This is a genomic window from Streptomyces sp. NPDC045778 (assembly GCF_056431945.1).
Window position 1 is genome coordinate 204,367 of sequence record NZ_JBWKJZ010000005.1, and the last position, 26,909, is coordinate 231,275.

At 73.3% G+C, this 26,909-nt stretch carries 20 protein-coding genes and 2 pseudogenes; 15 read left to right on the plus strand and 7 right to left on the minus strand.

From position 1 onward, the window contains the following. Positions 1 to 52: 52 nt before the first annotated feature. On the minus strand, positions 53 to 1,570 hold the full coding sequence (locus AC07GB_RS08935) for an MFS transporter (protein WP_478843033.1): 1,518 nt from the start codon (positions 1,568 to 1,570) through the stop codon (positions 53 to 55). Positions 1,571 to 1,713: 143 nt separating this feature from the next. Here AC07GB_RS08935 and AC07GB_RS08940 point away from each other — a divergent pair, with 143 nt between their 5' ends. Beyond that, a complete protein-coding gene (locus AC07GB_RS08940; protein WP_478843035.1) occupies positions 1,714 to 2,685 on the plus strand; it encodes an Lrp/AsnC family transcriptional regulator in 972 nt (323 codons plus the stop codon). Here the strand turns inward: AC07GB_RS08940 and AC07GB_RS08945 are convergent. After that, a complete protein-coding gene (locus AC07GB_RS08945; protein WP_478843037.1) occupies positions 2,682 to 3,560 on the minus strand; it encodes a LysR substrate-binding domain-containing protein in 879 nt (292 codons plus the stop codon). The two genes, AC07GB_RS08940 and AC07GB_RS08945, sit on opposite strands and share 4 nt — an antisense overlap. Before the next feature lie 150 nt (positions 3,561 to 3,710). Here AC07GB_RS08945 and AC07GB_RS08950 point away from each other — a divergent pair, with 150 nt between their 5' ends. Continuing rightward, positions 3,711 to 4,799 carry a bile acid:sodium symporter family protein gene (locus AC07GB_RS08950; RefSeq protein ID WP_478843039.1) on the plus strand — a complete coding sequence of 363 codons (1,089 nt, stop codon included), beginning with the start codon at positions 3,711 to 3,713 and terminating at the stop codon, positions 4,797 to 4,799. Here AC07GB_RS08950 and AC07GB_RS08955 read toward each other — a convergent pair. From AC07GB_RS08955 to AC07GB_RS08965, 3 genes are all read right to left on the minus strand, one after another. After that, positions 4,735 to 6,018, minus strand: coding sequence for a DUF4185 domain-containing protein (locus tag AC07GB_RS08955; protein WP_478843040.1), 1,284 nt, complete (start codon positions 6,016 to 6,018; stop codon positions 4,735 to 4,737). The genes AC07GB_RS08950 and AC07GB_RS08955 overlap by 65 nt on opposite strands. A gap of 10 nt (positions 6,019 to 6,028) precedes the next feature. Next, on the minus strand, positions 6,029 to 7,999 hold the full coding sequence (locus AC07GB_RS08960) for an exo-alpha-sialidase (RefSeq protein WP_478843042.1): 1,971 nt from the start codon (positions 7,997 to 7,999) through the stop codon (positions 6,029 to 6,031). A 197-nt stretch (positions 8,000 to 8,196) separates the two neighbouring features. Next, on the minus strand, positions 8,197 to 9,120 hold the full coding sequence (locus tag AC07GB_RS08965) for a quinone oxidoreductase family protein (RefSeq protein WP_478843044.1): 924 nt from the start codon (positions 9,118 to 9,120) through the stop codon (positions 8,197 to 8,199). Positions 9,121 to 9,210: 90 nt separating this feature from the next. Here AC07GB_RS08965 and AC07GB_RS08970 point away from each other — a divergent pair, with 90 nt between their 5' ends. Beyond that, on the plus strand, positions 9,211 to 9,654 hold the full coding sequence (locus AC07GB_RS08970) for a MarR family winged helix-turn-helix transcriptional regulator (RefSeq protein WP_478843046.1): 444 nt from the start codon (positions 9,211 to 9,213) through the stop codon (positions 9,652 to 9,654). Positions 9,655 to 9,668: 14 nt separating this feature from the next. On the opposite strand, the gene fdhD is transcribed toward AC07GB_RS08970, so the two are convergent. Both fdhD and AC07GB_RS08980 read right to left on the minus strand, forming a co-directional pair. Continuing rightward, positions 9,669 to 10,526, minus strand: coding sequence for a formate dehydrogenase accessory sulfurtransferase FdhD (gene fdhD / locus AC07GB_RS08975; protein ID WP_478843048.1), 858 nt, complete (start codon positions 10,524 to 10,526; stop codon positions 9,669 to 9,671). A 5-nt stretch (positions 10,527 to 10,531) separates the two neighbouring features. Continuing rightward, positions 10,532 to 10,987: pseudogene (locus AC07GB_RS08980) on the minus strand (hypothetical protein); the annotation flags it as partial. 35 nt (positions 10,988 to 11,022) lie between these two features. Here AC07GB_RS08980 and AC07GB_RS08985 point away from each other — a divergent pair. The 12 genes and pseudogenes from AC07GB_RS08985 (at position 11,023) to AC07GB_RS09040 (ending at position 26,854) form a co-directional block, all read left to right on the plus strand. Beyond that, positions 11,023 to 12,372, plus strand: a complete 1,350-nt coding sequence (locus tag AC07GB_RS08985; RefSeq protein ID WP_478843050.1) for an OFA family MFS transporter — start codon at positions 11,023 to 11,025, stop codon at positions 12,370 to 12,372. Beyond that, positions 12,341 to 12,514, plus strand: a complete 174-nt coding sequence (locus AC07GB_RS08990) for an MFS transporter small subunit (protein WP_478843306.1) — start codon at positions 12,341 to 12,343, stop codon at positions 12,512 to 12,514. Before AC07GB_RS08985 ends, AC07GB_RS08990 begins: the two co-directional genes overlap by 32 nt. 123 nt (positions 12,515 to 12,637) lie before the next feature. Beyond that, positions 12,638 to 13,585 carry a beta-ketoacyl-ACP synthase III gene (locus AC07GB_RS08995; protein ID WP_478843052.1) on the plus strand — a complete coding sequence of 316 codons (948 nt, stop codon included), beginning with the start codon at positions 12,638 to 12,640 and terminating at the stop codon, positions 13,583 to 13,585. Between the two features lie 188 nt (positions 13,586 to 13,773). Then, entirely contained in the window at positions 13,774 to 14,451 is a 678-nt protein-coding gene (locus AC07GB_RS09000; RefSeq protein WP_478843054.1) for a GntR family transcriptional regulator, read from the plus strand. A 233-nt stretch (positions 14,452 to 14,684) separates the two neighbouring features. Beyond that, entirely contained in the window at positions 14,685 to 15,866 is a 1,182-nt protein-coding gene (locus AC07GB_RS09005) for an ROK family transcriptional regulator (protein WP_478843056.1), read from the plus strand. 255 nt (positions 15,867 to 16,121) lie between these two features. Beyond that, a pseudogene (locus AC07GB_RS09010) lies at positions 16,122 to 17,624 on the plus strand (sugar ABC transporter ATP-binding protein); the annotation flags it as partial. Between the two features lie 467 nt (positions 17,625 to 18,091). Continuing rightward, on the plus strand, positions 18,092 to 19,111 hold the full coding sequence (locus AC07GB_RS09015) for an ABC transporter permease (protein ID WP_478843058.1): 1,020 nt from the start codon (positions 18,092 to 18,094) through the stop codon (positions 19,109 to 19,111). 24 nt (positions 19,112 to 19,135) lie between these two features. Next, positions 19,136 to 20,182 carry a substrate-binding domain-containing protein gene (locus tag AC07GB_RS09020; protein ID WP_478843060.1) on the plus strand — a complete coding sequence of 349 codons (1,047 nt, stop codon included), beginning with the start codon at positions 19,136 to 19,138 and terminating at the stop codon, positions 20,180 to 20,182. 87 nt (positions 20,183 to 20,269) lie between these two features. After that, positions 20,270 to 21,517: a Gfo/Idh/MocA family protein gene (locus tag AC07GB_RS09025; RefSeq protein WP_478843062.1), complete on the plus strand. Its 1,248-nt coding sequence runs from the start codon at positions 20,270 to 20,272 to the stop codon at positions 21,515 to 21,517. 126 nt (positions 21,518 to 21,643) lie between these two features. Then, positions 21,644 to 22,642, plus strand: a complete 999-nt coding sequence (locus tag AC07GB_RS09030; RefSeq protein WP_478843064.1) for a sugar phosphate isomerase/epimerase family protein — start codon at positions 21,644 to 21,646, stop codon at positions 22,640 to 22,642. Between the two features lie 273 nt (positions 22,643 to 22,915). After that, a complete protein-coding gene (locus tag AC07GB_RS09035; RefSeq protein ID WP_478843066.1) occupies positions 22,916 to 25,372 on the plus strand; it encodes a PQQ-dependent sugar dehydrogenase in 2,457 nt (818 codons plus the stop codon). A 15-nt stretch (positions 25,373 to 25,387) separates the two neighbouring features. After that, positions 25,388 to 26,854, plus strand: coding sequence for a ThuA domain-containing protein (locus AC07GB_RS09040; protein WP_478843068.1), 1,467 nt, complete (start codon positions 25,388 to 25,390; stop codon positions 26,852 to 26,854). Positions 26,855 to 26,909: the final 55 nt, after the last annotated feature.

The window sequence follows — 26,909 nt, forward strand, 5'->3', positions numbered from 1 at the left end:
ACGGATGAGTAAGTTCCGGTGGTGTGATCTCCACCGAATCTGTACGCGGAAGTTACGCCTGGAGCTGCTTCTCGGGCGTGCTCCCGGCCGCGCTTCCGGGCGTGCGTTCGAGCCCGGCGGCCTCTTGACCCGCGTCGGCCGCCCGCTTGGTCCGGACCATCACGAGGACGGCGACCCCGGCCACGAGGCCGGTGATGCCCGCCGTGAGCGAGGCACCGTTGAGCCCGGCCGCGAACGCCTCGCGCACGCTGTGCTCCGTTATCGCGCCTCGCACGGCGTCCGCCCCGCCGCCCGCCACGGTGTGCGCCGCGTCGTGGCCGAGGGTGTCCTGCATCCGGGAGGTGAGGACCGTGCCGAAGACGGCGACGCCGAGGGCGTAGCCGAGCTGCCGGAAGGTGTTCACCGCGCCGCCCGCCATGCCCGCGTCGCGCGGCGGCACCGCGGCGAGCGCGGCGCCCGCGAGCCCCGGCGAGACCAGGCCGATGCCCACGCCCGCGATGGCGAGGCCCGGCACGAGCGCGCCCCAGGACGAGCCCGCGTCGAGCACCGCCGTCGTGAGGCCGCCCGCGCCGATGAGCAGCAGGCCGACGCCGATGACGTACCGCCCCGGCACCCCGTGCAGCAGGCGCCCGCAGACCGCCGCCACCACGAACGACGTGAGCGAGAGCGGCAGCAGGACCAGGCTGCCGCGCACCGGGCTCATGCCGAGCACCGTCTGCAACCAGATCGAGAAGTACGGGATCACGCCGAACGCGGCCGCGTTGTAGCCGATCGCGCCGATCAGGACGCCCGTGAACGCGGGCTTGCGCAGCAGCCGCAGATCGAGCAGCGGATGCGCGGCCCTGCGCTCCACCACCACGAAGGCGAGCAGCGCGAGCGCCGCCACCGCGAGCGTCACACCGGTGCGCGCCGAGGCCCAGCCGACCGTCGACGCCCGCACCACGCCGAAGGTGAGCGCGCCCGCGAAGAGCACGAACGTCGCCGTGCCCGCCCAGTCCACGCGCCGCTCCGCGCGCCCCCGCGACGGCGGCACCGCGCGCAGCGTGAGCCACACCGCGGCCACGCTCACCGGCAGGTTGACGTAGAAGATCCAGCGCCAGCCGGGACCCTCGGTGAGCAGCCCGCCGGCGATCGGCCCGAGCGCGGCGGCGGCACCGCTCACCGCGCCCCACACGCCGAGCGCCATCGAGCGCTCCTTGCCCTGGTAGGCGGCGCCGAGCAGCGGCAGCGTCGTGGCGAACATCGCGGCGGCCCCAAGGCCCTGCACGGCGCGCGCCGCCACGAGCAGTTCCGCGTTCGCCGCGAGCCCGCAGCCCAGCGACGCCAGTGCGAAGACGACCGTGCCCGCGACCTGCACGCGCCGGTGGCCGATCACGTCGGCGGCGGCGCCGACGCCGAGCAGCAGCGCGGCGAGCGCGAGCGCGTAGCCGTCGATGACCCACTGCAGATCGCTGAGCGAGGCGTCGAGGGCCCGAGCCATGTCGGGCAGCGCCACGACCACGATCGTCACGTCGAGCAGCAGCATGAAGGTACCCAGGCACACCGCGGTCAGCGGCCCCCATGAGCGCATGGTGTCTCTCCCGTTTCCTGATCCGTCTGATCCGTACGCCACCGGGCGGTGGCTCCGATGTCGTACGATCCGTGGGCGCCGGACGATCGTGATGGTTGATCATCTTCTGGCGGTGGAATTCGACATCTCAGGGGCGTGCAGCGATGGAATCCTCCACTCTCGACGACTTGGACCGGAAGCTGCTCCAGGCTCTGGAGACCGACGGGCGCGCCCCGTTCAGCAAGTTCGCCGCGGTGCTCGGCGTCTCGGACCAGACCGTCGCGCGCCGCTTCCGGCGGCTCACCGCCGAGGCCGGCCTCAGGGTCGTCGTGCTGCGCAACGCCGAGCGGCTCGGCCAGGACCACTGGATGCTCCGCCTTCGCTGCGCGCCGGACGGCGCGCAGACCATCGCGCACGCGCTCGCCCGCCGCCCCGACACGTTCTGGGTCGGCCTGGCCTCCGGCGGCACGGAGGTCCTGTGCATGACCAAGCCCCGCACCCAGGGCGATCACGACCTGCTCCTCGGCAAGCTGCCGCGCACCCCGCACATCGTGGACATCCGCGCCCACCAGCTCCTGCACACCTTCTTCGGCGGGCCGTGCGGCTGGCTGGGCAAGCTCGCGCCGCTGAGCGCGGCCGAACTGGCGGCGCTGACGCCGAAGCTCCCCGCGCGCCCCGACGGGCCGGTCCACATCGCGCCGGAGGACGAGCCCCTGGTGGCCGCGCTCGAAGCCGACGGCCGCGCCGGATACCCCGAACTCCAGCGCGCCACCGGCCTCTCGGAGTCCACGGTCAAGCGCCGCCTGACCGCGCTCCTGGAGTCCCGGGCGGTCTACGTCGACATCGAGTACAGCGCCGAGGCCCTCGGCTACCACACGGGCGCGCTCCTGTGGATCACCGCGGCGCCCGCCGCCCTGACGTCCGTCGGCAAGGCCCTGGCCGGGCACCACGAGATCGCCTACGCCGCCGCGACGGCCGGCCCCTCCAACCTGGTGGCGACGGCCGTCGCCAAGGACACGGCGGGCCTGTACGCCTACCTCAGCGAGAAGCTCGGCCGCCTGGAGGGCGTCCAGCACGTAGAGACGACGCCGTTCCTGCGCCGGGTGAAGCAGCTGACGTACCAGCCCACGCGCTAGCCGCGACCGCGCTGCAACCGGTCCCCGCCCGCCAGGATCGCCGCCGCGAGGGCGTCCGCAGCCGCGTGGGCGCCGGGCCCGGCCGGGCGCCGCTCGCCGTGCCTGAGGACGAAGTCCACCGCGCCCAGCTCCGGCAGGCCGAGCCGGTCGGAGACCCGCACCAGGCCCGGCGGGATCAGGCCGCGCGAGTGCGCCATCACGCCGAGCCCGGCGCGCGCGGCGGCCACCAGGCCGTTCAGGCTGCCGCTGGTGCAGGCGATCCGCCAGGGCCTGCCGCTGCGCTCCAGGGCCCGCAGGGCGAGCGCGCGTGTGATGCCCGGCGGCGGGTACACGATGAGCGGCACCGGGCGCCCCGGCTCCAGGCGCAGGCGCGGCGCGCCGATCCACACCAGGCCGTCGTGCCAGACCAGTTCGCCGCGCGGGTCCTCCGGGCGCCGCTTGGCGAGGACGAGGTCGAGCTGGCCCGCGTCCAGGCGCTCGTGCAGCGTGCCGGACAGCTCGACCGTCAGCTCCAGGTCGACCTCCGGATGGCCGCGCCGGAAGGACTCCAGGATGTCGGTGAGACGGGTCAGGACGAAGTCCTCGGACGCGCCGAAGCGCAGCCGCCCGCCGAGCCGGGCACCGGTGAAGTGCGCCGTCGCCTGCTCGTGCGCCTCCAGGATGCGGCGCGCGAAGCCGAGCATCGCCTCGCCGTCCTCGGTCAGCTCCACGCTGTGCGTGTCCCGCGCGAACAGCGGCCGCCCGGTCGCGTCCTCCAGGCGGCGCACGTGCTGGCTGACGGTCGACTGGCGCAGGCCGAGACGGCGCGCGGCCTGCGTGAAGCTCAACGTCTGGGCCACCGCGAGGAACGTACGCAGCTGAGCGGGGTCGTACACCGCGCCAGGTTATCGCGGTACGTGATGACAGTCAGAGCGGTGTACGGGATTCCCGATCGCGCCGAGGAGGAGGACCATGGAGAGGGCACGTACCGGGCCCGGCCCGTGGACGGGCCCGAGGAACCGAGACCCCCGAGAGCACGGAGCACTGTGAAACGCCCGTCCTGGCCGTCGTGGATGCCGGTCGACCCCTTCATCGCGGTGCTGCTCGGCACCGTCGGCCTCGCCGCGCTCCTGCCCGCCCGCGGCACCGCGGCCGACGTGGCGTCCGGGGCCTCCACCACGGCCGTCGCGCTGCTCTTCTTCCTCTACGGCGCCCGCCTCTCGACCCGGGAGGCCCTCGACGGGCTGCGGCACTGGCGGCTGCACCTCACCGTGCTGCTCTGCACGTTCCTGGTGTTCCCGCTGCTCGGCCTCGCCGCCAAGGGTCTTGTGCCGCACGTCCTGACGCCCGCGCTGTACAGCGGCTTCCTGTTCCTGACCCTGGTGCCGTCGACGATCCAGTCCTCGATCGCCTTCACCTCCCTCGCGCGCGGGAACGTCCCGGCGGCGATCTGCGCGGGCACCTTCTCCTCGCTCGCCGGGGTGGTGCTCACGCCGCTGCTCGTGGCCTGGCTGCTCGCGGACACCGGCGGCGGCTTCTCCGCCGACGCGTTCCTGAAGATCGTGCTCCAGCTGCTCGTGCCGTTCCTCGCCGGGCAGCTGCTGCGGCGCTGCGGAGAATGGAGGAGCCGCGCGAAGCGCGTCAGGCAGGGTGGTGGCGGGCGACGGGAGGGATTCGTCGCCCGGCACAAGAAGGTCCTGAGCCTCGTCGACCGCTGCTCGATCCTGCTCGTCGTCTACACCGCGTTCAGCCAGGGCATGGTGCGCGGCATCTGGAGCCAGGTCACCCCGGCCCGGCTCGCCGCGCTGCTCGGCGTGGAGGCGGCGCTGCTCGCGCTGATGCTCACGCTGACCTGGTACGGCGCGAAGCGGCTCGGCTTCGGCCGCGCCGACCGGGTCGCGATCCAGTTCGCCGGGTCGAAGAAGTCCCTGGCGGCGGGGCTGCCCATGGCCAGCGTCCTGTTCGGCGCGCAGGCCTCGCTCGCGGTCCTGCCCCTGATGCTCTTCCACCAGATGCAGCTCATGGTGGGCGCGGTGATCGCCAAGCGCCGCTCCCACGACCCGGAGGAGTTCACCCCGGCCGCGAGAGCCGCAGCGTCACGAACCGCGGCCGGTACAGCTCCACGTTCCGGTTGACGTTCGCCTGCCCGCCCGCCGTCGCCGTGGCGTCCGGCGCGTTCACGTCGTAACTCAGGACGAGGCGCCCGCCGCCGCTCAGGGCGGGGTGCGCCTGCGGGTTGTACGCGGCCGCGTCCGCGGGCAGCGGCGGCGAGAAGCCCTTGGCGGGGCCGTGCCAGGGCCCGCTCGGCGCGCACGCCCAGTACGACGTGACGGTGGTCAGGCCCCGCGCGCCCGCGGCCATCGTGAACAGCACGTACGTGCCGCCGTCCCGGACCACGGTGAACGCGCTGCCGACGCCTACCTCGTCGTTGTTGCCGAGGACCGAGCGCGGCCTCGCGCCGCCGCCCGACCACCGGGAGCCGTCCCAGTAGCGCCAGGCCGAGGGGTTCCCGAGGCCGCCGTGCGGGACGCGGGCGACGTAGGCGTGCGAGGAGGGGCGCGAGGCGGTCTGCGCGTCGTTGCCGCCGAAGACGTACGTCCAGCCGTCGTCGTCGACCGTGGTGGTGCCGTACAGCACCCGCCGCTCGGGGTCGGGGACACCGCGCTGGTCGGAGATCTGCGTGATGCCTTCGAGGGCGAGGTCGGGCAGGGTGAGCGTGGCGACCTCGGTGGCGGCGGGCACCCCGAAGATCCACGGCTTGGGGCCGGCGGCACGGGTCCACAGCAGGACCCGCACGACCTTCTCGCCGCCGCCCGGCGTGCGCGGCTCGACCTTCGCGGCGACCGGCCAGCGCCACTGCCCGGGCCCCGGGTCGTGGAACAGGGGCGTGGGCAGGGTCCTCTCCAGGGCTCCCGAACGGGACCGCACCACGCCGGAGTTGCGGACCATCGGAGCGCCGCCGTCGCGCCACTTGTGCGGCTGGCCCTGCTGGTTGGGCGGCGGGTGCACCCGGCCGAGGAAGGTGTCGGAGAACAGCCACAGGACGCGCCCGTCGGGCAGCTCCACCGAGTGGGTGCCGTCGCCGCCGCTCCAGTCGTCGTCGCGCGCCGCGTCGTCGCCGTACGCGGCGAAAGCGCGGGTCAGGTCGTCCTCGGGCTGCCAGGAGTCCACGCCGCGCGCGGTGCACGCCGCAGGGCCCCTCCGGTCGTCCTCGTCGTCCGGAAGGGCCCTCAGGAGCACGGCGGCGCAGACGAGCACCAGCAGCAGGGCGACCCACAGCACGGGTGAACCGGGGCCGCCCCGCTGCCGGTTCGCCTCCGTCGGACCGGTGAGCGGGCGTGTGGCTTGGGACACGCCCGGGACGCTAGTTCCTCGGGCGCACGCGGTCCATGGGGAGCCAGGCGACGGTGTCCGGTGTCACAGCGGAACGGCCGGTCCGCCCCCGGCCCGACCCGCCGGGCGAACCCAGCTCGTCGACCTCCGTGTCGGACAGGGCCCGCTTGAAGACCCGCACCTCGTCGATGGATCCGGCGAAGTGGGCGCGGCTGTCCATGCGCTGCCCGATGTGCACGCCGAACGGCGAGTTGCGGCTGACCGTCCCCGGCACGTCGGGGCGGGACTGCGCGGTGCCGTCCACGACCAGCGTGAGCGTCCCGGCGCCGCGCCGCAGCACGGCGTGGTGCCAGGCGCCGTCGTTGTACGCGCCCTGGGTGCTCAGGGAGGCCGAGCGGGGCGGCGTACCGCCGTCGCGGGTGGTGATCAGGCCGGTGACGCGGTTGGCGGCGGGTTCGCCGCGCAGCCACACCTGGGGCTGGTTCGTGCCGACGCCGCCCATCCACAGCATGGGCTGCTCCCCGCTGGTGGCGGAGTAACGGAACCACAGGGACAGGGTGAAGTCCCGGGTGCCGAGCGGAAGCTGGGGGCGGTAGCGCAGACGGACCGCGTCGTCGGTGCCGTCGAAGGCGAGCGCGTCACCGGTGACGCCGTCCGTGGAGCGCGCGCCCCCGAGCACCGCGGCGCCGGGTGCGCCGGGTGCCCAGTCGCTCGTGTGCGGGTCGGGTCCGCGCCGCGGCTTCAGCCAGTCCTCGGTGAAGCGCGCGAAGCGGATCTCGTCGCGGGCGTCGACCGGGCCGCCCTCGTACATCAGGCCCACGTGGTCGGCGTCGGCGTGCACCATGTCCGAGTAGCCGGACCAGTCGGTGGAGACGACGGTGCCGCGGTCGAAGCTGTCCCAGGTGCGGCCGCCGTCGTAGGAGGACCGGACGGTCATGGTGCGGCGCCGGTCGGGGTCGCCCGGGCTGGCGAGCAGGAGCCGGTCGCCGAGCCGCAGGGTCGAGCCCTGCACCTGGGGCGTGTACAGGTCGGGCTGGGGGCGGAAGGGCGCGATGAAGCTGTCGCCGCCGTCGCGGCTGACGGTGTGGGAGCGGTGCCCGAGGTCGGTGCCGTCCTGCTCGCGCCCGCTGACGTAGATCGAGCCGTCCTTGCGCTCGGTGACGGTCATCTCCGACGGCTTCTGCCTAAACGTTCCGTCGGTGGCGTCGACGGGGTAGGAGTCGGTGGCGCCGAGCCGCCAGTCGTCGCCGCCGTCGTCGCTGACGACGAGCGCGGCGTGGTTGGCCGTGACCCGGCCGTCGCTCCACGTCTCGGCGTTCACGGCGAAGACGAGGCGGCCCTCGTGGCGGCCCCGGGTCAGCTGCAAGCCGTGCACGGGCCCCGTCGCGTACCAGGAGTTCCAGTGCGCGGGCAGGATCTCCTTGCTCAGGTCCCGCGGCTTCGACCAGGTCACGCCGTCGTCGTCGCTGTACTGGAGGTGCGGGGTGCGGTCGCACGGCGCCTCGCAGTTCTTGCCGTCCGTGCGTCCCGTGTTGTAGGTCTCCGCGAGCACGACCCGGCCCGTCTTCCGGTCCACGATCGGCGTCGGGTTGCCGTGGGTGTCCCCGTCGCCCTCGTTGATGACCCGCATGGGCCCCCAGGTGCGCCCGCCGTCGTGGGACCGCTTGAGGACGAGGTCGATGTCGCCCGCGTCGCTGCAGTCGTTGACACGGCCCTCGGCGAAGGCGAGCAGCGTCCCCTTCGTCGTCCTCACGACGGCCGGTATACGGAAGCACGTGTACCCGGGATCCTGGGAAGCCTTGAAGAGGACCTGCTGCTCGAAGGAGGCCACGGCCTTGTCCCCGGCCGCGGCCGGCCCGCCGAGGGCCGCGGGCAGGGCCAGCGCGGTGACGGTGGCGGTGGTCAGCGCGGCGACGGCGCGCCGGGGCGCGCGCGGGCGGGCAGGGTGGGCGCAGGGAGCGAGCCGGGCAGGTCCGGGGCGTGCGCGGTGTCTCAGCGGCATACGGCGGGCCCTTCGTAGTGACCATATAGACCGGACATATGGACATCCCATGTCCAAGGTGCGGGGCGCTGACGCTACTTGGGCCGCTGGGAGCGCACAAGAACCGTGCGGGAACCTGAAGCCATACGGGCGAGCGGGCCCGGAATCAACCCTCCCAACGGGTGAGAACGCCGCCGGGGCGGCCACCCGATCGGCCGCTACGGGACGAGGACGACCTTGCCGAGGTTGACGCGGGACTCGATGGCCTCGTGCGCCCCTGCCGCGTCCTCCAGGGGGAACGCGGCGTGCACGGCGGGCCGCAGCGCGCCCGTCCCGAAAAGGCGCCACAGCTCCTGGCGCCACGCCTCGTAGGTCTCCGGGTGGTCCCGGGCGATGAGTGCCATCTGAAATCCCGTCACGGACTTCGCGCCGACCAGCAGGTCGTACGCCGGCACGGTGCCGCCGCCGGAGCTGTACGCGACGAGGCGGCCGCAGGGGGCGAGCGCGGCCAGGGCCGGGGTGAGCAGCTCGCCGCCCACCGCGTCCAGGCAGTAGTCGACCGGCTCGCCCCAGCCCCGCCGGTCGTACGTGACCACGTCGGTGGCGCCCAGGGAGCGCACGAACTCGGCCTTGGCCGGGTCCGACACCGCGCCCACGACCCGCCCGGCGCCGCCCAGCGCGGCCAGCTGCACCGCCAGATGGCCCACACCGCTCGCCGCCCCCGTGATCAGCGCGGCCTCGCCCGGCGCGGGCCGTGCCGCCCGGAGCGCACCGAAGGCGACCAGGCCGCTGCGGACCAGGGCCACCGCCTCGGTCGCGCTCGCGCCGTCCGGCACGGGGGAGGCCATGGCGGTGCGCAGCAGGGCGTAGTCGGCGTAGCCGTGCCCGAAGACCAGGCCGGTGACGCGGTCACCGGGCGCGAAGCCGGTGACGCCCGGGCCGAGCCCGGCCACCTCGCCCGCGACCTCACCGCCGAGCGGGATCGGCTCGGGGGACTCGCGCACCTTGCGTACGACGGGCAGCGTCACACCGACCGCGGCGACGCGCACGAGCAGCTCACCGGGGCCCGGCTCGGGCACCGGGACCTCTTCGAGCCGCAGGACCTCCGGGCCACCGCTGTGGTCGTACCGAACGCGACGCATGTGTGCCTCCTCAAGGCAAAACCGTGGGTGGCCCCAACGATAATCACCATTTCATTGGGAAGTCCAACGGTTCTTCGGTACGCTCCTGCCATGCCCGAGACCCCGAGCGCTCCCTCCACCATCCGCACCCTGCCGAGCTGGCTGCTCGGCCGCGCCGCCGCCCGCGGGCGGGCCCTGGTCGCCGACGCCCTCGCGGCCGAGGGCCTGCGGATGTGGCACCACGTCGTCCTGTCCGCCGTCGCCGACCTCGGCCCCGTCGCCCAGGCGGAGCTGGGCCGCAGCGTGTCGCTCGACCCCAAGGACATGGTGGGCGTCCTCAACGACCTCCAGGACGCGGGCCTGGTCGACCGCACGCCGGACCCCGGGGACCGCCGCAAGAACGCGGTGACGATCACGGACGAGGGCCGCCGCGTGGTCCGGCGCTGCGCCCGCGCGGCCCAGCGGGCCAACGCCGAACTCCTGGCCCCGCTGTCGCCGGAGGAGCGGGACCGCTTCCAGGAGATGCTGGTCCGGGTGGCGGCAGTGGACGCGTGACGCCCGGGGCCCGGCTACCGCGCCGCGGGGTGCGCCCCGGCCCGCAGGGCGATCCGGTGCTCGCCCGCGTACACGTTCATGGAGGCCCCGCGCAGGAAGCCCACGAGCGTGAGCCCCGTCTCGGCCGCCAGGTCGACGGCGAGCGACGACGGCGCCGAGACGGCCGCGAGCACCGGGACGCCCGCCATCACGGCCTTCTGGGCCAGCTCGAAGGAGGCCCGCCCCGACACCAGCAGGACCGTGCGGGCCAGCGGCAGGCGTCCGCTCTGAAGCGCCCGCCCCACCAGCTTGTCGACGGCGTTGTGGCGGCCCACGTCCTCGCGTACGTCGAGCAGCTCGCCGTCCTCGGAGAACAGCGCGGCCGCGTGCAGGCCGCCGGTCCGGTCGAAGACGCGCTGGGCCGCGCGCAGCCGGTCCGGCAGGGCGGCGAGCAGCTCGGGGGTGAGGCGCAGCGGGCCGGGGCCGTCGTCGACGGGCCAGCGGGCCGTGGTGCGGACCGCGTCCAGGCTCGCCTTGCCGCACAGGCCGCACGACGAGGTCGTGTACACGTTGCGTTCCAGGGTGATGTCCGGGATGACGACGCCGGGCGCCGTCGACACATCCACCACGTTGTACGTGTTCGAGCCGTCCTGGGTGGCGCCCGCGCAGTACACGATGTTCCGCAGCTCGTCCGCCGCGCCGAGGACGCCCTCGCTCACGAGGAAACCCGCGGCGAGCGCGAAGTCGTCACCCGGGGTGCGCATCGTGATCGCGAGCGGCTTGCCGTTGAGGCGGATCTCCAGCGGCTCCTCGGCGACGAGCGTGTCGGGCCGCTCGCTGACCGCGCCGTCGCGGATGCGGAGGACGCGGCGGCGCTCCGTGACTCGTCCCATGTCGATCAGTCCCGGTTCTGTACGTGCTGGTGGCCGAAGCGGCCCTTGACGCAGAGGCTGCCGTGGGTCAACGGCCTGTCGTGCGGCGAGGTGACCTCCACGATCTCATTGTCCTGCACGTGCGGCGTGAGGCCACAGCCGAGGTCCGCGACCGCGATGGCGCCGGACCGAACGGTCCGGCGCCGCCCCGCACCGCTCGATCCACACATCGACTTGGGGAGTCATCGACAAGTCGATGCCGGAGGCGAGGAGTTCGAGGACCGGCTTGCGGCTGCGCCGGGCGCGGTCGGTATCGGTGCGCACCACCCTGCCGGGCTCGGCCCGCCGCGAGCAGGCCGGGGCGGGGGTGCGGGCGCCCTCGGCCTCGGCGGAGCCCGCACCCGGCGCCCGCTGCGGGGGCCCACGGCCTCGCCTTCCGTCACCCCATCGCATACCGTCGACGAATCCCGGCCCGGCCCCTTCCCAACGGCCCGTCGGATTCCTACCGTTCGGGATCATGAGGCCCCCCGTCGCACCTCCCGGCTGGAGCCGCTGGCTCGTGCCGCCCGCCGCCCTGTCGGTGCACCTCTCCATCGGCCAGGCCTACGCCTGGAGCGTCTTCAAGCCGCCCTTGGAGTCCGCGCTCGACCTCAGCGGCACCCAGAGCGCGCTGCCCTTCCAGCTCGGCATCGTCATGCTGGGCCTGTCCGCCGCGTTCGGCGGCACGTTCGTGGAGCGCAACGGGCCGCGCTGGGCGATGTCCGTCGCGCTCGTCTGCTTCTCCTCGGGCTTCCTGCTCGCCGCGCTCGGCGCCGCGACACGCCAGTACTGGCTCGTGGTCGTCGGCTACGGCTTCGTCGGCGGCATCGGGCTCGGCATCGGCTACATCTCCCCGGTGTCCACGCTGATCAAGTGGTTCCCCGACCGGCCCGGCATGGCCACCGGCATCGCGATCATGGGCTTCGGCGGCGGCGCGCTCATCGCCTCACCGTGGTCGGCGCGGATGCTGGAGTCGTTCGGCACGGACTCCTCGGGCATCGCGCTCGCCTTCCTCGTGCACGGACTGACGTACGCGGTCTTCATGGCGCTCGGGGTGCTCCTGGTACGCGTCCCGCGGCCGGACGGCACCCGCGGCCCGGGCGCGGCCGGGGTGGCCGCCGGGCCCCAGGTGTCGGCGCGCCAGGCCGTGCGCACCCCGCAGTTCTGGTGCCTGTGGGTCGTCCTGTGCATGAACGTGACCGCCGGGATCGGCATCCTGGAGAAGGCCGCCCCGATGATCACGGACTTCTTCGCGGGCTCATCGGCCCCGGTCTCCGCTCCGGCGGCCGCCGGCTTCGTCGCCCTGCTCTCGGCCGCGAACATGGCGGGCCGCATCGGCTGGTCGTCCGCATCCGACCTGCTCGGGCGGAAGAACGTGTACCGCGTCTACCTGGGCGCGGGCGCGCTGATGTACCTGCTCATCGCCCGCTTCGGCGACGACTCCAAGCCGCTGTTCGTCTGCTGCGCGCTGGTCGTCCTCTCCTTCTACGGCGGCGGCTTCGCGACCGTCCCCGCGTATCTCAAGGACCTCTTCGGCACCTACCAGGTGGGGGCCATCCACGGCCGCCTGCTCACGGCCTGGTCGCTCGCGGGGGTCCTCGGCCCGCTGATCGTGAACTGGGTGGCCGACCGGCAGGAGGAGGCGGGCAAGGAGGGCGCCGCCCTGTACGGCGCCTCCTTCTCGATCATGATCGGCCTGCTCGTCGTCGGGTTCGTCGCCAACGAGCTGGTCCGCCCCGTCCACCCCCGCCACCACCTCGCCGCCCCGAAGGAGGCCGCTGATGACGACGCCGCCGATGACGACGCCGCCGAGCCCGCCGCCCGCTGATCCGGGCGCTTCCGCACCGCGGCCGGAGCGCCCGCCACGCCGCCGCGCGCTGATCCTGGGGTCCTGGCTGTGGGTGACCGTGCCCCTGGCATACGGCCTCTACGAACTCGTACACAAGGCCACACAGCTCTTCACCGGGTGACGCGATGATGAGAAGCATCCAAACGAGCGGTCCCAATCCTGTCGCATTACGTCACCCGCTACCCGTGAGTCGCTCAGCAGACTGGACGGTCCCGTACATCCGGCACCACGAGGGGACCCGCCCATGCCCGGCTCACGCATCGCCGCCGTCGGCCACTACCAGCCCGCCAGGGTCCTGACCAACGACGACCTGGCGGGCATGGTGGACACCAGCGACGAGTGGATCCGCTCCCGGGTCGGCATCCGCACCCGGCACATCGCGGGCCCCGGTGAGCCCGTCGACGAGCTGGCCGCGCACGCCGCCGCCAAGGCCCTCGCGGCGGCGGGCCGGGCGCCCGAGTCCGTGGACCTGGTCGTCGTCGCCACCTCCACGGCGGTCGACCGCTCGCCGAACATGGCCGCCCGCGTCGCCGCCCGGCTCGGCCTGCCCTCGCCCGCCGCGCTCGACGTCAACGTGGTCTGCGCGGGGTTCACGCACGCGCTCGCCACCGCCGACCACGCCGTACGGGCCGGAGCCGCGAGCCGGGCCCTGGTCATCGGCGCCGACAAGATGTCCGCCATCACGGACTGGACGGACCGCACCACCTGCGTCCTGGTCGGCGACGGCGCGGGCGCGGCCGTCGTCGAGGCCTGCGCCGACGGCGAGGAGCCCGGCATCAGCCCCGTGCTGTGGGGGTCGGTGCCGGAGATGGGGCACGCGGTGCGGATCGAGGGCGAGCCCGCGCGGTTCGCCCAGGAGGGCCAGAGCGTCTACCGCTGGGCGACGACGCAGCTGCCGCCCCTGGCCCGGGCCACCTGCGAGCGGGCCGGGCTCGCGCCCGCCGACCTCGCCGCGGTCGTCCTGCACCAGGCCAACCTGCGCATCGTCGAACCGCTCGCCGAGCGCATCGGCGCCGTGAACGCGGTGGTCGCCCGCGACGTGGTCGACTCGGGCAACACCTCGGCCGCGTCCGTGCCACTCGCGCTCTCCAAGCTGGTGGAGCGCGGCGAGATCGTCACCGGCGACCCCGTGCTGCTCTTCGGCTTCGGCGGAAACCTGTCGTACGCGGGGCAGGTCGTGCGCTGCCCGTGACGGTTCCGCGCTGCGCGTGACGCTCCTGCGCTGCCCGCGGCGGTCCCGCGCTGCGCGTGACGCTCCTGCGCTGCCCGCGGCGGTCCCAACTCCCTCTGGTCCTGGTCACGGTGCTCGGTAAACTGTAGACAAAAGCCAATGCACTCCAGGCGTGTCGTGGCCTTCGCAGGGCTCAGGAGGGGGACCGGATGTTGTCCGCAGGACTGCCGCAGGGGACGGTGCCCAAGCTGGAACGGCCGGGACCGCTGCGCGAGCGCGTCTACGAGGCGCTGCTCGAACTCATCACCACCCGCGCCCTCCAGCCCGGCCAGCACCTCGTCGAGAGCGAGCTGGCCGGGCACCTCGGCGTGTCCCGGCAGCCCGTGCGCGAGGCGCTCCAGCGGCTCAACACCGAGGGCTGGGTGGACCTCAGGCCCGCCCAGGGCGCGTTCGTGCACGAGCCGACGGAGCAGGAGGCGGACCAGCTGCTCACGGTCCGTACGCTCCTGGAGGCGGAGGCCGCCCGCCTGGCCGCGGCGAACGCGGGCTCCGCGGGCATCGCGGCGCTCGAAGAGCTGTGCGCCCGGGGGGAGGCGGCCGTCGCCGACGGGGACGTGGACCTCGTCGTCGCCGCGAACGCAGCCTTCCACGCCAAGGTCATGGAACTGGCGGGGAACGTGGTCCTCGCCGAACTGGCGAGCCGGGTGGACCGCCGGGTGCGCTGGTACTACACGCCGGTGGCGCGGCAGCGGGGCATCCAGTCCTGGGTCGAGCACCGGGACCTGATCGCGGCGATCGCCGCGCGCGACGAGGAGCGGGCCACGGCGGTGATGCGGGCCCACACGGAACACACCCGCCGCACCTACCACGACCGGGCCCCGGCCTGAGGGGACGCTTCCCTCCCACCCGCCCGCCCCTCCATCGCGCTGACGCGCTCGTCCTCAAGGGGCGGGTCCGGGGCGCGCCGCGAGGCCCCGGCTTTGTCCTGCCGCAGGAGAAAGTGAAGGGTAATTCGCGCGCAAGTTCTTCCCAGCCCCGGCACCCGCTGCTACGTTCCCCTCGAAAGCCCAACGCGTACGAGGGACAAGGCCGATGAGGCGGGGAGGGGCGCGTGAGACGCATGACGGCTCGACCCGCCAACGCGCACCAGGCGCGCCTGCTCCGCCTGTTGCGTGACGGTGGCCCCAACTCCCGTGCCCAGCTGGGTGATCAGGTCGACCTCTCCCGGTCGAAGCTGGCCGTGGAGGTGGACCGCCTCCTGGAGACCGGACTCGTCGTGGCCGACGGCCTCGCCGCCTCCCGCGGCGGCCGCCGCTCCCACAACATCCGCCTCGCCCCGAACCTCCGCTTCCTCGGTGTGGACATCGGCGCCACCTCGGTCGACGTCGCCGTCACCAACGCCGAGCTGGAGGTGCTCGGGCACATCAACCAGCCCATGGACGTGCGCGAGGGCCCGGTCGCGGTCTTCGAGCAGGTCCTCGCCATGGCCGCGAAGCTGCGGGCCTCGGGCCTCGCGGAGGGCTTCGACGGGGCGGGCATCGGGGTGCCGGGGCCCGTCCGCTTCCCCGAGGGCGTGCCCGTGGCCCCGCCGATCATGCCCGGCTGGGACGGCTTCCCCGTGCGGGAGGCGCTCAGCCAGGAACTCGGCTGCCCGGTCATGGTCGACAACGACGTGAACCTGATGGCGATGGGGGAGCAGCACGCGGGCGTCGCGCGCTCCGTGGCCGACTTCCTCTGCGTCAAGATCGGCACCGGCATCGGCTGCGGCATCGTCGTCGGCGGCGAGGTGCACCGGGGCACGACCGGCAGCGCGGGGGACATAGGCCACATCCAGGTGGAACCCGAGGGACGCCCCTGCGCCTGCGGCAACAAGGGCTGCCTCGAAGCCCACTTCAGCGGCGCCGCGCTCGCCCGCGACGCCCAGGAGGCCGCCCACCAGGGCCGCTCGCCGGAGCTTGCCGCCCGCTTGGAGGCGGCCGGGGCGCTCACGGCCGCCGACGTCGCCGCGGCCGCCGCCGCGGGCGACCCCACCGCGCTCGACCTGATCCGCGCCGGCGGCAACCGCACCGGCCAGGTCATCGCGGGCCTCGTCAGCTTCTTCAACCCGGGTCTCGTGGTGATCGGCGGCGGCGTCACGGGCCTCGGCCACACGCTCCTCGCCGCGATCCGCACCCAGGTCTACCGCCAGTCCCTGCCCCTCGCGACCGGCAACCTCCCCATCGTCCTCGGCGAGCTGGGCCCCACCGCGGGCGTCACCGGCGGCGCCCGGCTCATCAGCGACCACCTGTTCTCACCGGCCTGACCCGCCCCGCGGCCACACCGACCGGGACTGCCCGCGCTGCGGCGGCCGCGGCCGTCCGGCTACGGCGGCCGGGAGCACGCAGGACAGTGCGTCCGACACGTAGGCGCATAGGCGCATAGGCGCATAGGCGCATAGGCGCATAGGCACATCGGCACATCGGCACATCGGCACCGCACGTAGGCACCTCGGCACATCCCGCACAGCGCTCACCCTGCTCTGCCCTGAAACCGGCCACACCCGTACGAGGGAACCGTCATGGCACCAGAACCACCGCTGCTCCGCATGTCCGGCATCACCAAGTCGTTCCCCGGCGTCCGCGCGCTCGACGGCGTCGACCTGCACGTACAGGCCGGTGAACTGCACTGTCTGCTCGGCCAGAACGGCGCGGGCAAGTCCACGCTCATCAAGGTCCTCGCGGGCGTCCACCAGCCCGACGGCGGCACCATCACCTGGCGCGGCGAGACGGTGACCCTGCGCTCGCCGATCGCCGCCATGCGGCTCGGCATCGCCACCATCTACCAGGAGCTGGACCTGGTAGGACACCTGTCCGTGGCCGAGAACGTCTTCCTCGGGCACGAGCCGACAGCGGCCGGTTTCCTCGTCCGCAGGGGGGCGGCCCACGCCTCGACCGCCGCCCTGCTCAAGCGACTCGGGCACGCCGAGATCAACCCGGCGCGCCTTGTGGGGGAGTTGTCGGCCGCCCAGCAGCAGATCGTGTCGATGGCCCGCGCGCTGTCGCACGACGTACGCCTCATCGTCATGGACGAACCGTCCGCCGCGCTCGACCCCGACGAGGTCGACAACCTCTTCCGCGTCGTCGGCGACCTCACGGCAGCGGGCGTCGCGGTCGTGTACATCTCGCACCGGCTCGAAGAGATCCGCCGCATCGGCGACCGCGTCACCGTCCTCAAGGACGGCCGGGCCGTCGCGCTAGGGCTGCCCGCGCGGCGGACGCCGACGCGCGAGATCGTCGCCCTGATGACGGGCCGCACCGTCGAGCACGTCTTCCCTCGGCGGTCCGACGGCGCGCGGCGGCCCCCGTCCGAGCCCCTCCTCACCGTCCACGGCCTGGCCAGGGAGGGCGAGTTCGCGCCCCTCGACCTCACGCTGCGCCCCGGGGAGATCGTCGGGCTCGCCGGGCTGGTCGGCTCCGGCAGGTCCGAGATCCTGGAGACCATCTACGGCGCCCGCAAGCCGACCGCGGGGCACGTCCGCGTGCGGGGCCGGGCACTGCGCCCCGGCAGCGTCCGCGCGGCCGTGCGCGCCGGGCTCGGCCTCGCTCCCGAGGAGCGCAAGGCGCAGGCCCTGCTGATGCTGGAGTCCGTCACGCGCAACGTGTCGGTGTCGTCCCTGTCCCGCTTCTCGCGCGGTGGCTGGCTGGACCGGGGCAAGGAGCGGGAGGCCGCCCGCGCCGCCACGCGGGAGCTGTCGCTCAGGCCCGACAACCCCACCGCGCCCGTGCGCACGCTGTCCGGCGGCAACCAGCAGAAGGCCGTCCTCGCGCGGTGGCTGCTGCGCGGCTGCCGGGTCCTGCTGCTCGACGAGCCCACGCGCGGCGTCGACGTCGGCGCCCGCGCCGAGCTGTACGCCGTGGTCCGGCGGCTCGCCGACGAGGGCCTGGCCGTCCTGCTGGTCTCCAGCGAGATACCCGAGGTCCTCGGCCTCGCCGACCGCGTCCTGGTCCTCCGCGAGGGCCGGGTGGTGCACACGGCCCCCACCCACGAACTGGACGAGCACCGCGTGCTCGACCTGGTCCTGACGTCGGACACGGAGGCGGGCGCGCCGGGGGTCGTCGCCGCCCCGCGGGACGCACGCCGCCTGCATGGGCCGCGCGACCGGGAGGGCCCGGAAGGGCCGGAAGACCCGGACGAGCCGGACGGCCCGGAAAACCCAGATGAGCTGGGAAGCCCGGAGGACCCGCGAAGCCGGGAGGAGCCGGGACGCCCGGAGAGCCCGCGAAACCCCCATGAGCCGGGACGCCCGGAGAGCCCGCGAAACCCCCATGAGCCGGGAAGCCCGGAGGACCCGCGAAACCGGGAGGAGCCGGGACGCTCGGAGAGCCCGCGAAACCGGGAGGAGCCGGGAAGCCCGAAGGACGCGCGAAGCCGGGAGGAGCCCGGACGCCCGAAGAACCCGCGAAACCCAGGGAACCCAGGGAACCCAGGGAACCTAGGGAACCCAGGGAACCCAGAAGACACCGTCACCGCGAAAGGGAGCCCGGCGTCATGACGCAGCCCGCATCGCCCGCCCGGCCCGTCACCGAGAAGAGCCCCCCGGCGGAGGGGGAGCGCAGCCCCCTGCGGGCCCTCGCCGGCCGCGCCGACCTGCGGACCCTGTCGCTGCTCGGCGTCCTCGGCGCGCTGATCGTCGTCGGCGGCGTCACCCAGCCCGACGCGTTCCTCGACACCGACAACGTCCAGCTCGTCCTCACCCAGGCGTCCGTCATCGGCGTCGTCACCGTCGGCATGACCTTCGTCATCATCTCCGGCGGCATCGACCTGTCCGTCGGCGCGATCGTCGCGCTCGCCTCGGTGTGGGCGACGACCGTCGCCACCCAGGAGTACGGCTTCGCGGGGATCCTCTTCACGGCCGTCGTCGTCGGCCTCGGCTGCGGGCTCGTCAACGGGCTGCTCATCGCCTACGGCGGCATGGTGCCGTTCATCGCCACGCTCGCCATGCTGGCCTCCGGGCGCGGCCTCGCCCTGGAGATCACCGACGGCAAGACCCAGATGGTCACCGTGGACGGCGTCCTGAAGCTGGGCGAGCGCGACGCCTACGTCCTCGGCGTTCCGCCGCTCGTGATGGTCTTCGCGGCCGTGACCGCCGTCGGCTGGCTGCTGCTCAACCGCACCACGTTCGGGCGCCGCTCGGTCGCCGTGGGCGGCAACGCGGAGGCCGCGCGCCTGGCCGGGATCGACGTACGCCGCCAGCGGCTCTACCTCTACCTCCTGTCGGGCCTGTGCTGCGGCATCGCGGCCTTCCTCCTGATCGTCCTGTCGGGCTCGGGCCAGAACACCAACGGCAACCTGTACGAACTCGACGCCATCGCCGCCGCGATCATCGGCGGCACCCTGCTCAGCGGTGGGCGCGGCACCATCACCGGCTCCGTGCTCGGCGTGCTGATCTTCACCACGATCACCAACATCTTCGCGCTCAACAACCTGGAGACCGCCGTCCAGCAGATCGCCAAGGGGGCGATCATCGTCGCCGCCGTCCTGGTGCAGCGCCGTACGGCCACCACCTGACCACCATCCGAAGGGGTCACCGCCATGCCACACACCACGAGCCGCAGAGGGCTGCTCTTCGGGGCGGCCGCCGTGTCCGCGGGGGCTGTTCTGACGGGCTGCACCAGCAACGAGCCGAAGGACTCCGACAGTGACGAGGCACCCGACAACCGGCCCGCCGCCGACAACGAGCCCGGCAAGGAGGTCACCATCGGCTTCGCCGGGCCGCAGGCCGACCACGGCTGGCTGAACGCCATCAACGACAACGCCAGGGAGCGGGCGAAGAAGTACGAGGACGTCACCCTGGAGGCCACCGAGGGCTCCAACGACACCGCCGCCCAGATCGGCCAGGTCGAGACCCTCATCAACAAGAAGGTCGACGTCCTCGTCATCCTGCCCGCCGACGGCAAGGCCCTCACCCAGGTCGGCCTGAAGGCCATGAAGGCCGGGATCCCCGTGGTCAACCTCGACCGGATCTTCGCCTCCGCGCAGGCCTACCGCTGCTGGATCGGCGGCGACAACTACGGCATGGGCCTCAACGCCGGGCACTACATCGGCGAGAAGCTCAAGGGCAAGAAGAACGCCCGCGTCGTGGAGCTGGCCGGGCTCGACAACCTGGAGCTGACCAAGCAGCGCACCAAGGGCTTCGACGACGCCCTGAAGAACTACTCCAACATCGAGAAGGTCGCCCGGCAGGCCGCCGAGTTCACCGTCGAGTCCGGCCAGGCGAAGATGTCGCAGCTCCTCCAGGCGCAGAAGAACATCGACGCCCTGTGGAACCACGACGACGACCAGGGAGTCGGCGCCCTGCGCGCCATCAAGCAGGCCGGACGCGACGACTTCCTGATGGTCGGCGGCGCGGGCGCGCTCTCCGCCTTCCAGGAGATCAAGGCCGACCGGGGGGTGCTGAAGGCCACCGTCCTGTACCCGCCGACGATGGCGGCGTCCGCGATCGACCTGGCCCGCGCGCTCGGCCAGGGCAACGGCGTCGGCGGCCTGGCCGAGTACGAGATCCCGGCCTCCCTCACGCTCTACTCGGCCGTCGTCGACAAGGACAACGTCGACCAATACATGTCCACCGGCTTCAAGTGAGGTGCCCGTGAGGTGCCCGCTCTCAGGTGAGGTGCCCGCTGACCCGCGAGGCAGGCGTCGACGCGTCCGACCAGGAGGAGTTACCGCATGAGTGAGAGGGAGCACGAGGCCGCTTCGGGGGCCGGGCCCGCAACGGGCCCGGGTGCCGCGCGGCGCCGCCTCGGCGTCGGGATGGTCGGCTACGCCTTCATGGGCGCCGCCCACTCCCAGGGCTGGCGGACCGTGGGGCGCGTCTTCGACCTGCCGGTCGAGGCACGGCTCGCCGCGGTCTGCGGGCGCGACGGCACAGCCGTGCGCGCCGCCGCGGACCGGCTCGGCTGGGCCGCCGCCGAGACCGACTGGCGCGCGCTCATCGCCCGGGACGACGTCGACCTCGTCGACGTCTGCACCCCCGGCGACAGCCATGCGGAGATCGCCATCGCCGCCCTGGAGGCGGGCAAGCACGTGCTGTGCGAGAAGCCGCTCGCCAACACCGTGGAGGAGGCGGAGGCCATGGTCGCCGCCGCCGAGCGGGCCCGCGCCCGCGGGCAGGTGGCGATGGTCGGCTTCAACTACCGGCGCGTGCCCGCGCTCGCGCTCGCCCGCGAGATGGTCGCCGCGGGCCGCCTCGGCGCGCTGCGCCACGTCCGCCTCACCTACCTCCAGGACTGGCTGGTCGACCCCGGCTTCCCCCTGACGTGGCGGCTGCGCAAGGACCGGGCGGGCTCGGGGGCCCTCGGCGACCTCGGCGCGCACATCGTGGACCTCGCGCAGTACCTGACGGGCGAGGCCGTCGCGGGCGTCTCGGCGCTGACGGAGACCTTCGTACGGGAACGGCCCCTGCCGCGGGGCGCGCCCGCCGGGCTCGCGGCGGCGGGCGGCGCCGGGAGCGGCCAGGTCACGGTCGACGACGCTGCCGTCTTCACGGCCCGCTTCCCCTCCGGCGCCCTCGCCACCTTCGAGGCCACCCGGTTCGCCGCGGGCCGCAAGAACGCGCTGCGCCTCGAACTCAACGGCTCCGACGGCTCGTTGGCCTTCGATCTGGAGCGCCTCAACGAACTCTCCTTCCACGACCACACCGAACCCGCCGCCTCGGCAGGCTTCCGCCGCATCCTCGTCACCGAGGCCACCCACCCCTACCTGGCGGCCTGGTGGCCGCCCGGCCACGGCCTCGGCTACGAGCACACCTTCGTGCACCAGGCCCGTGACCTGCTGCACGCCGTGGCCACCGGCACCGCGCCCGAGCCGTCCTTCGCCGAAGGCCTCGCCGTGCAGCGGGTGCTCGCCGCGGTGGAGGAGAGCGCGCAGAAGAACTCCGTGTACACGCTGGTGGCGGCCACGCCGGTCGCGGCCTGAGACCCGCGGCGGCGCGCGCCGCCCGGCTTTCGAGGCCCTGGGCCCCTGGACCCCCGGGCCCTTGAGGCCCCGACGCCCTACCCCTCCGACGCTCCGACCCCCTCCGACGTCAGGAAAGGACCGGTCATGCCCCGCTCGTTCACGCTCTTCACCGGCCAGTGGGCGGATCTGCCGCTCGAGGAGGTCTGCTCGCTGGCCCGCGACTTCGGCTACGACGGCCTCGAACTCGCCTGCTGGGGCGACCACTTCGAGGTCGACAAGGCCCTCGCGGACCCGGCGTACGCGGACGGCCGCCGCGCGCTGCTCGACAAGTACGGCCTGAGGTGCTGGGCCGTCTCCAACCACCTCGTCGGGCAGGCGGTGTGCGACGCCATCATCGACGAGCGCCATCAGGCGATCCTGCCCGCCCGCGTCTGGGGCGACGGCGAGGCGGAGGGCGTGCGGCGGCGGGCCGCCGCCGAGATGGCCGACACGGCGCGCGCCGCCGCGGCCTTCGGCGTGGACACGGTGGTCGGCTTCACCGGCTCGGCGATCTGGCATCTGGTGGCGATGTTCCCGCCCGCGTCGGAGTCGATGATCGAACGCGGCTACGAGGACTTCGCCGACCGCTGGAACCCGATCCTGGACGTGTTCGACGCGGAGGGCGTCCGGTTCGCCCACGAGGTCCATCCGAGCGAGATCGCGTACGACTACTGGACCACGCACAAGGCCCTGGCCGCCGTCGACCACCGCGCCGCCTTCGGCCTGAACTTCGACCCCTCGCATTTCGTGTGGCAGGACCTCGACCCGGTGTCGTTCCTCTGGGACTTCCGCGACCGCGTCTACCACGTCGACTGCAAGGAAGCCCGGCGCCGCCTCGACGGCCGCAACGGCCGCCTCGGCTCCCACCTGCCGTGGGGTGACCCGCGGCGCGGCTGGGACTTCGTCTCGGCGGGCCACGGGGACGTCCCCTGGGAGGACGTGTTCCGCATGCTGCGTGCCATCTCCTACGACGGCCCGATCTCGGTCGAGTGGGAGGACGCGGGCATGGACCGCCTCCACGGCGCCCCCGAGGCCCTGCGCCACCTGAAGGCGTACGACTACGAGCCCCCTTCGGCGTCCTTCGACGCGGCTTTCGCGAAGTAGCGCCAGCCCTGCGGCGGCGCCTCGGACCCGCCCCATCCCGATGCCCCGGTCCCCCCGGCCCGGGGAGGGACGGCTCCCGGGCGTGCCGCGTGGCCGCACCCACTTTGTCCCGCCCAAGGAAGAAGCCCCACACACCCTCCGCACAAGGGCTATCCGCCACGGACAAACCCGGCTACCGTCGCTGAGGTGTGCATGACATAACCCCCGGGGTGACGGCGCACCCCGGGCGCCAGGCATCAGCCAGCCCCACACGGCCCCCGACCGGAGGACCCCGTGCCCAGACCGCGCCCCACCACCCGCAAGGCCCTCGCCCTGCTCACCGGCTCCCTGCTCACCGCCGCCACCCTCACCGTCGCCGCCCCCCACAGCACGGCCCGCGCGCCGTCGCAGCCGCGCGCGGAGGACTTCCAGCAGGTCACCCTCGCCAAGGGCGAACCGGAGATGGGTGAGCCCATGACCCTCGCCGTGCTCCCCGACCGCTCGGTCCTGCACACCTCCCGCGACGGCACGGTACGCCTGACGGACGCCAGGGGAGAGACGAAGGTCGCCGGCAAGATCCCGGTGTACACGCATGACGAGGAAGGCCTCCAAGGCGTCGGCGTCGACCCGAACTTCCGCAAGAACAGGGCGGTCTACCTCTACTACGCCCCGCCCCTGAACACCCCCGCCGGCGACGCGCCCAACGACGGCACCGCGGCGGACTTCAAGAAGTTCGAGGGCGTGAACCGCCTGTCCCGCTTCGTGCTCAAACCCGACGGCACCCTGGACACGGCCGGCGAGAAGAAGATCCTCGACGTCCCCGCGAACCGCGGCATCTGCTGCCACGTCGGCGGCGACATCGACTTCGACAAGCAGGGCAACCTCTACCTGTCGACCGGCGACGACTCCAACCCCTTCGCCTCCGACGGCTACACCCCCATCGACGAGCGCGCCACCCGCAACCCCGCGTACGACGCCCAGCGCACCTCCGCCAACACCAACGACCTGCGCGGCAAGATCCTCCGCATCAAGGTCAGGAACGACGGCTCGTACTCCATACCCCGCGGCAACCTCTTCGCCAAGGGCACCGCCAAGACCCGCCCCGAGATCTACGCGATGGGCTTCCGCAACCCCTTCCGGATGAGCGTCGACAAGCCCACCGGCATCGTCCACCTCGGTGACTACGGCCCCGACGCGGGCAAGGCCGACCCGAAACGCGGCCCGGCGGGCCAGGTCGAGTTCACCCGCGTCACCAAGCCCGGCCACTACGGCTGGCCGTACTGCACCGGCAAGAACGACGCCTACGTCGACTACGACTTCGCCACCGGCGCCTCCGGCACGGCCTTCGACTGCGCCGCGCCGAAGAACACCTCGCCGCGCAACACGGGCCTGACCCAGCTGCCGCCCGCGCAGCCCGCCTGGATCCCGTACGACGGCGGCTCGGTCCCGGAGTTCGGCACCGGCTCGGAGTCGCCGATGGGCGGCCCGGTCTACCGCTACGACGCGAACCTGAACTCGCCGGTGAAGTTCCCGCAGGCCTACGACGGCAACTACTTCGCCGGCGAGTTCGGCCGGCGCTGGATCAAACGCGTCGACCAGGGCGCGGACGGCACCGTGAAGTCCATCAACGCCTTCCCCTGGAAGGGCACCCAGGTGATGGACATGGAGTTCGGCCCGGACGGCGCGCTGTACGTCCTCGACTACGGCACCGGCTACTTCAACGGCGACCACAACTCCGCCCTGTACCGCATCGAGAACGCCACCGGCGGCCACTCCCCGGTCGTGGAGGCCGCCGCCTCGGTGACCAGCGGCCAGGCCCCGCTGAAGACCCAGTTCACCGCCAAGGCCACGGACGCCGACGGTGACGCGCTGACCTACGCGTGGGACTTCGGCGACGGCACCACCTCCACCCAGCAGAACCCCGCGCACACGTACGACAAGAACGGCGTCTACACCGCGACCGTCACCGCCAAGGACCCGTCCGGCCGCACCGGCACCGCGAGCGCGCACATCACCGTCGGCAACACCGCGCCCACCGTGAAGCTGGAACTCCCCGGCGACGGGCAGCTGTTCACCTTCGGCGACAAGGTGCCCTTCAAGGTGACGGTGACCGATCCCGAAGACAGCGCGAACGGTTCCGTCGACTGCTCCAAGGTCAAGGTCACCCACATCCTCGGCCACGACAGCCACGGCCACCCGGTCACCTCCGCGAACGGCTGCGAAGGCACCCTCCAGACGTCCGCGGACAGCGAGCACGACCCCAACGCGAACATCTTCGGGGTCTTCGACGCCGAGTACACCGACAAGGGCGCCGCCGGCCAGCCCCCGCTGACCACCCACGACCAGAACGTCACCCAGACCCGGCACCGCCAGGCCGAGCACTACGGCGACTCCCAGGGCGTGAACGTCATCAGCCACACCCCCGCCCACGGCGGCAAGACGGTCGGCGACATCCACAACGGCGACTGGATCTCCTTCAAGCCCTACCAGCTGGGCAACGCCACCAAGCTGACCGCGCGCGTCGCCTCCGCCGGCACCGGCGGCACCTTGGAGATCCGCGCGGGCACGGCCGACGGCACCCTGCTCGGCAGCGCCAAGGTCGACCCGACCGGGTCGTGGGAGACCTACACCGACGTCAGCACGGCCCTCGCGGGCGCGCCGGCGGGCACCACGACGCTCTACCTGGTCTTCAAGGGCACGGGTACGGGCGCCCTCTACGACGTCGACGACTTCACCTTCACCACGAGCTGAGAGGGAGGCACCGCGATGCGCGCACGCGCGCGGCTCGCCGTCGCCACGGCGGCCGCCACCCTGCTGATCGGCTGCGTCTCGGGACCCGCGCAGTCCAGGCCGGGCCCCGACGACCGGCGCGAGGACGGCGAACGAGTGCTGGTCTTCTCCAAGACCGCCGGATTCCGCCACGACTCGATCCCGGACGGCGTCGCCGCCGTCCGGGACCTGGGCGCCGCCCACGGCTTCACCGTCGACGCGACGGACGACGCCCGTGCCTTCACCTCCAAGAACCTGGCCCGCTACGACGCCGTCGTCTGGCTCTCCACCACCGGCGACGTCCTCGACCCCGCCCAGCAGACCGCCTTCGAACGCTACATCCGCGCAGGCGGCGGCTACGCAGGCGTACACGCGGCCGCCGACACCGAGTACGACTGGCCCTTCTACGGCCGTCTCGTGGGCGCCCACTTCCAGTCGCACCCGGCGATCCAGCCCGCGAAGATCAAGGTCGAGGACCACGCCCACCCCGCGACGGCCCACCTCGGCGCGGACTGGGACCGCAGTGACGAGTGGTACAACTACCGCGCCAGCCCCCGCGCTCGGGCCCGGGTCCTGGCCTCCCTCGACGAATCGTCGTACAGCGGCGGCACGATGGGCGGCGACCACCCCATCGCCTGGTGCCAGAGCGCCACCGACGGCGGTGCCGGGCGCTCCTTCTACACCGGCGGCGGTCACACCAAGCAGTCGTACGCCGACCCCGCCTTCCGCCGCCACCTGCTCGGCGGCATCCAGTACGCCACCGGCGCCGCCCGGGCCGACTGCCGCCCCGAGCAGGGCTACACGCCCCTGTTCGACGGCACCGCCGCCTCCCTCACCCGGTGGAAACAAGCCGGGCCCGGCTCCTTCGCCCTCACGGACGACGGCACCCTCACCTCCGTCGGCGGCATGGGCATGCTCTGGTACGCGGACCGCTCCTTCGGCTCGTACTCGCTCAAGCTCGACTGGCGCATGTCCGGCCCCGACAAGGACGACAACTCCGGGATCTTCGTGGGCTTCCCGCCCTCCGACGACCCCTGGTCGGCCGTCGACCACGGCTACGAGGTCCAGATCGACGCCACCGACCTGCCGGAGAAGACCACCGGCGCCGTCTACGGCTTCAAGTCCGCCGACCTGGCCGCCCGCGACCGCGCCCTCAACCCGCCCGGCCAGTGGAACACCTACGAACTCCGCGTCGAGGGCGAACGCCTGCGGATCCTGCTCAACGGCACCCTCATCAACGACTACACCAACACCGACCCCGCCCGCAGCCTGCGCGACGGCCACATCGGCATCCAGAACCACGGCGCCGACGACCAGGTCGCCTTCCGCGACATCCGCGTGAAGACCCTGGCCGCAGACCGCGGCGGCGCCGCGCCCGACACCACGCCCGACACCACGCCCGACACCACGTCCAGCATCACGCCCGGCACCGCTCCCGTCGCCGGGGGAGCGGGCGCCCGATAGACGGCGGTGGGCGGAGGACGCCGGACCTCCGCCCACCGTCTCAACGTCTTGTCGC

Bases quoted from the DNA above. Each gene is read 5' to 3' on its own strand.
- AC07GB_RS09040 (WP_478843068.1), top strand. From the start codon at position 25,388: ATGCGCGCACGCGCGCGGCTCGCCGTCGCCACGGCGGCCGCCACCCTG.
- AC07GB_RS09020 (WP_478843060.1), top strand. From the start codon at position 19,136: ATGCCACACACCACGAGCCGCAGAGGGCTGCTCTTCGGGGCGGCCGCC.
- AC07GB_RS08995 (WP_478843052.1), top strand. From the start codon at position 12,638: ATGCCCGGCTCACGCATCGCCGCCGTCGGCCACTACCAGCCCGCCAGG.
- AC07GB_RS09030 (WP_478843064.1), top strand. From the start codon at position 21,644: ATGCCCCGCTCGTTCACGCTCTTCACCGGCCAGTGGGCGGATCTGCCG.
- AC07GB_RS08985 (WP_478843050.1), top strand. From the start codon at position 11,023: ATGAGGCCCCCCGTCGCACCTCCCGGCTGGAGCCGCTGGCTCGTGCCG.
- AC07GB_RS09005 (WP_478843056.1), top strand. From the start codon at position 14,685: ATGACGGCTCGACCCGCCAACGCGCACCAGGCGCGCCTGCTCCGCCTG.
- AC07GB_RS08965 (WP_478843044.1), bottom strand. From the start codon at position 9,120: ATGCGTCGCGTTCGGTACGACCACAGCGGTGGCCCGGAGGTCCTGCGG.
- AC07GB_RS09025 (WP_478843062.1), top strand. From the start codon at position 20,270: ATGAGTGAGAGGGAGCACGAGGCCGCTTCGGGGGCCGGGCCCGCAACG.
- AC07GB_RS09015 (WP_478843058.1), top strand. From the start codon at position 18,092: ATGACGCAGCCCGCATCGCCCGCCCGGCCCGTCACCGAGAAGAGCCCC.
- AC07GB_RS08960 (WP_478843042.1), bottom strand. From the start codon at position 7,999: ATGCCGCTGAGACACCGCGCACGCCCCGGACCTGCCCGGCTCGCTCCC.
- AC07GB_RS08940 (WP_478843035.1), top strand. From the start codon at position 1,714: ATGGAATCCTCCACTCTCGACGACTTGGACCGGAAGCTGCTCCAGGCT.
- AC07GB_RS08970 (WP_478843046.1), top strand. From the start codon at position 9,211: ATGCCCGAGACCCCGAGCGCTCCCTCCACCATCCGCACCCTGCCGAGC.
- AC07GB_RS09000 (WP_478843054.1), top strand. From the start codon at position 13,774: ATGTTGTCCGCAGGACTGCCGCAGGGGACGGTGCCCAAGCTGGAACGG.
- AC07GB_RS08990 (WP_478843306.1), top strand. From the start codon at position 12,341: ATGACGACGCCGCCGAGCCCGCCGCCCGCTGATCCGGGCGCTTCCGCA.
- AC07GB_RS08935 (WP_478843033.1), bottom strand. From the start codon at position 1,570: ATGCGCTCATGGGGGCCGCTGACCGCGGTGTGCCTGGGTACCTTCATG.
- fdhD (WP_478843048.1), bottom strand. From the start codon at position 10,526: ATGGGACGAGTCACGGAGCGCCGCCGCGTCCTCCGCATCCGCGACGGC.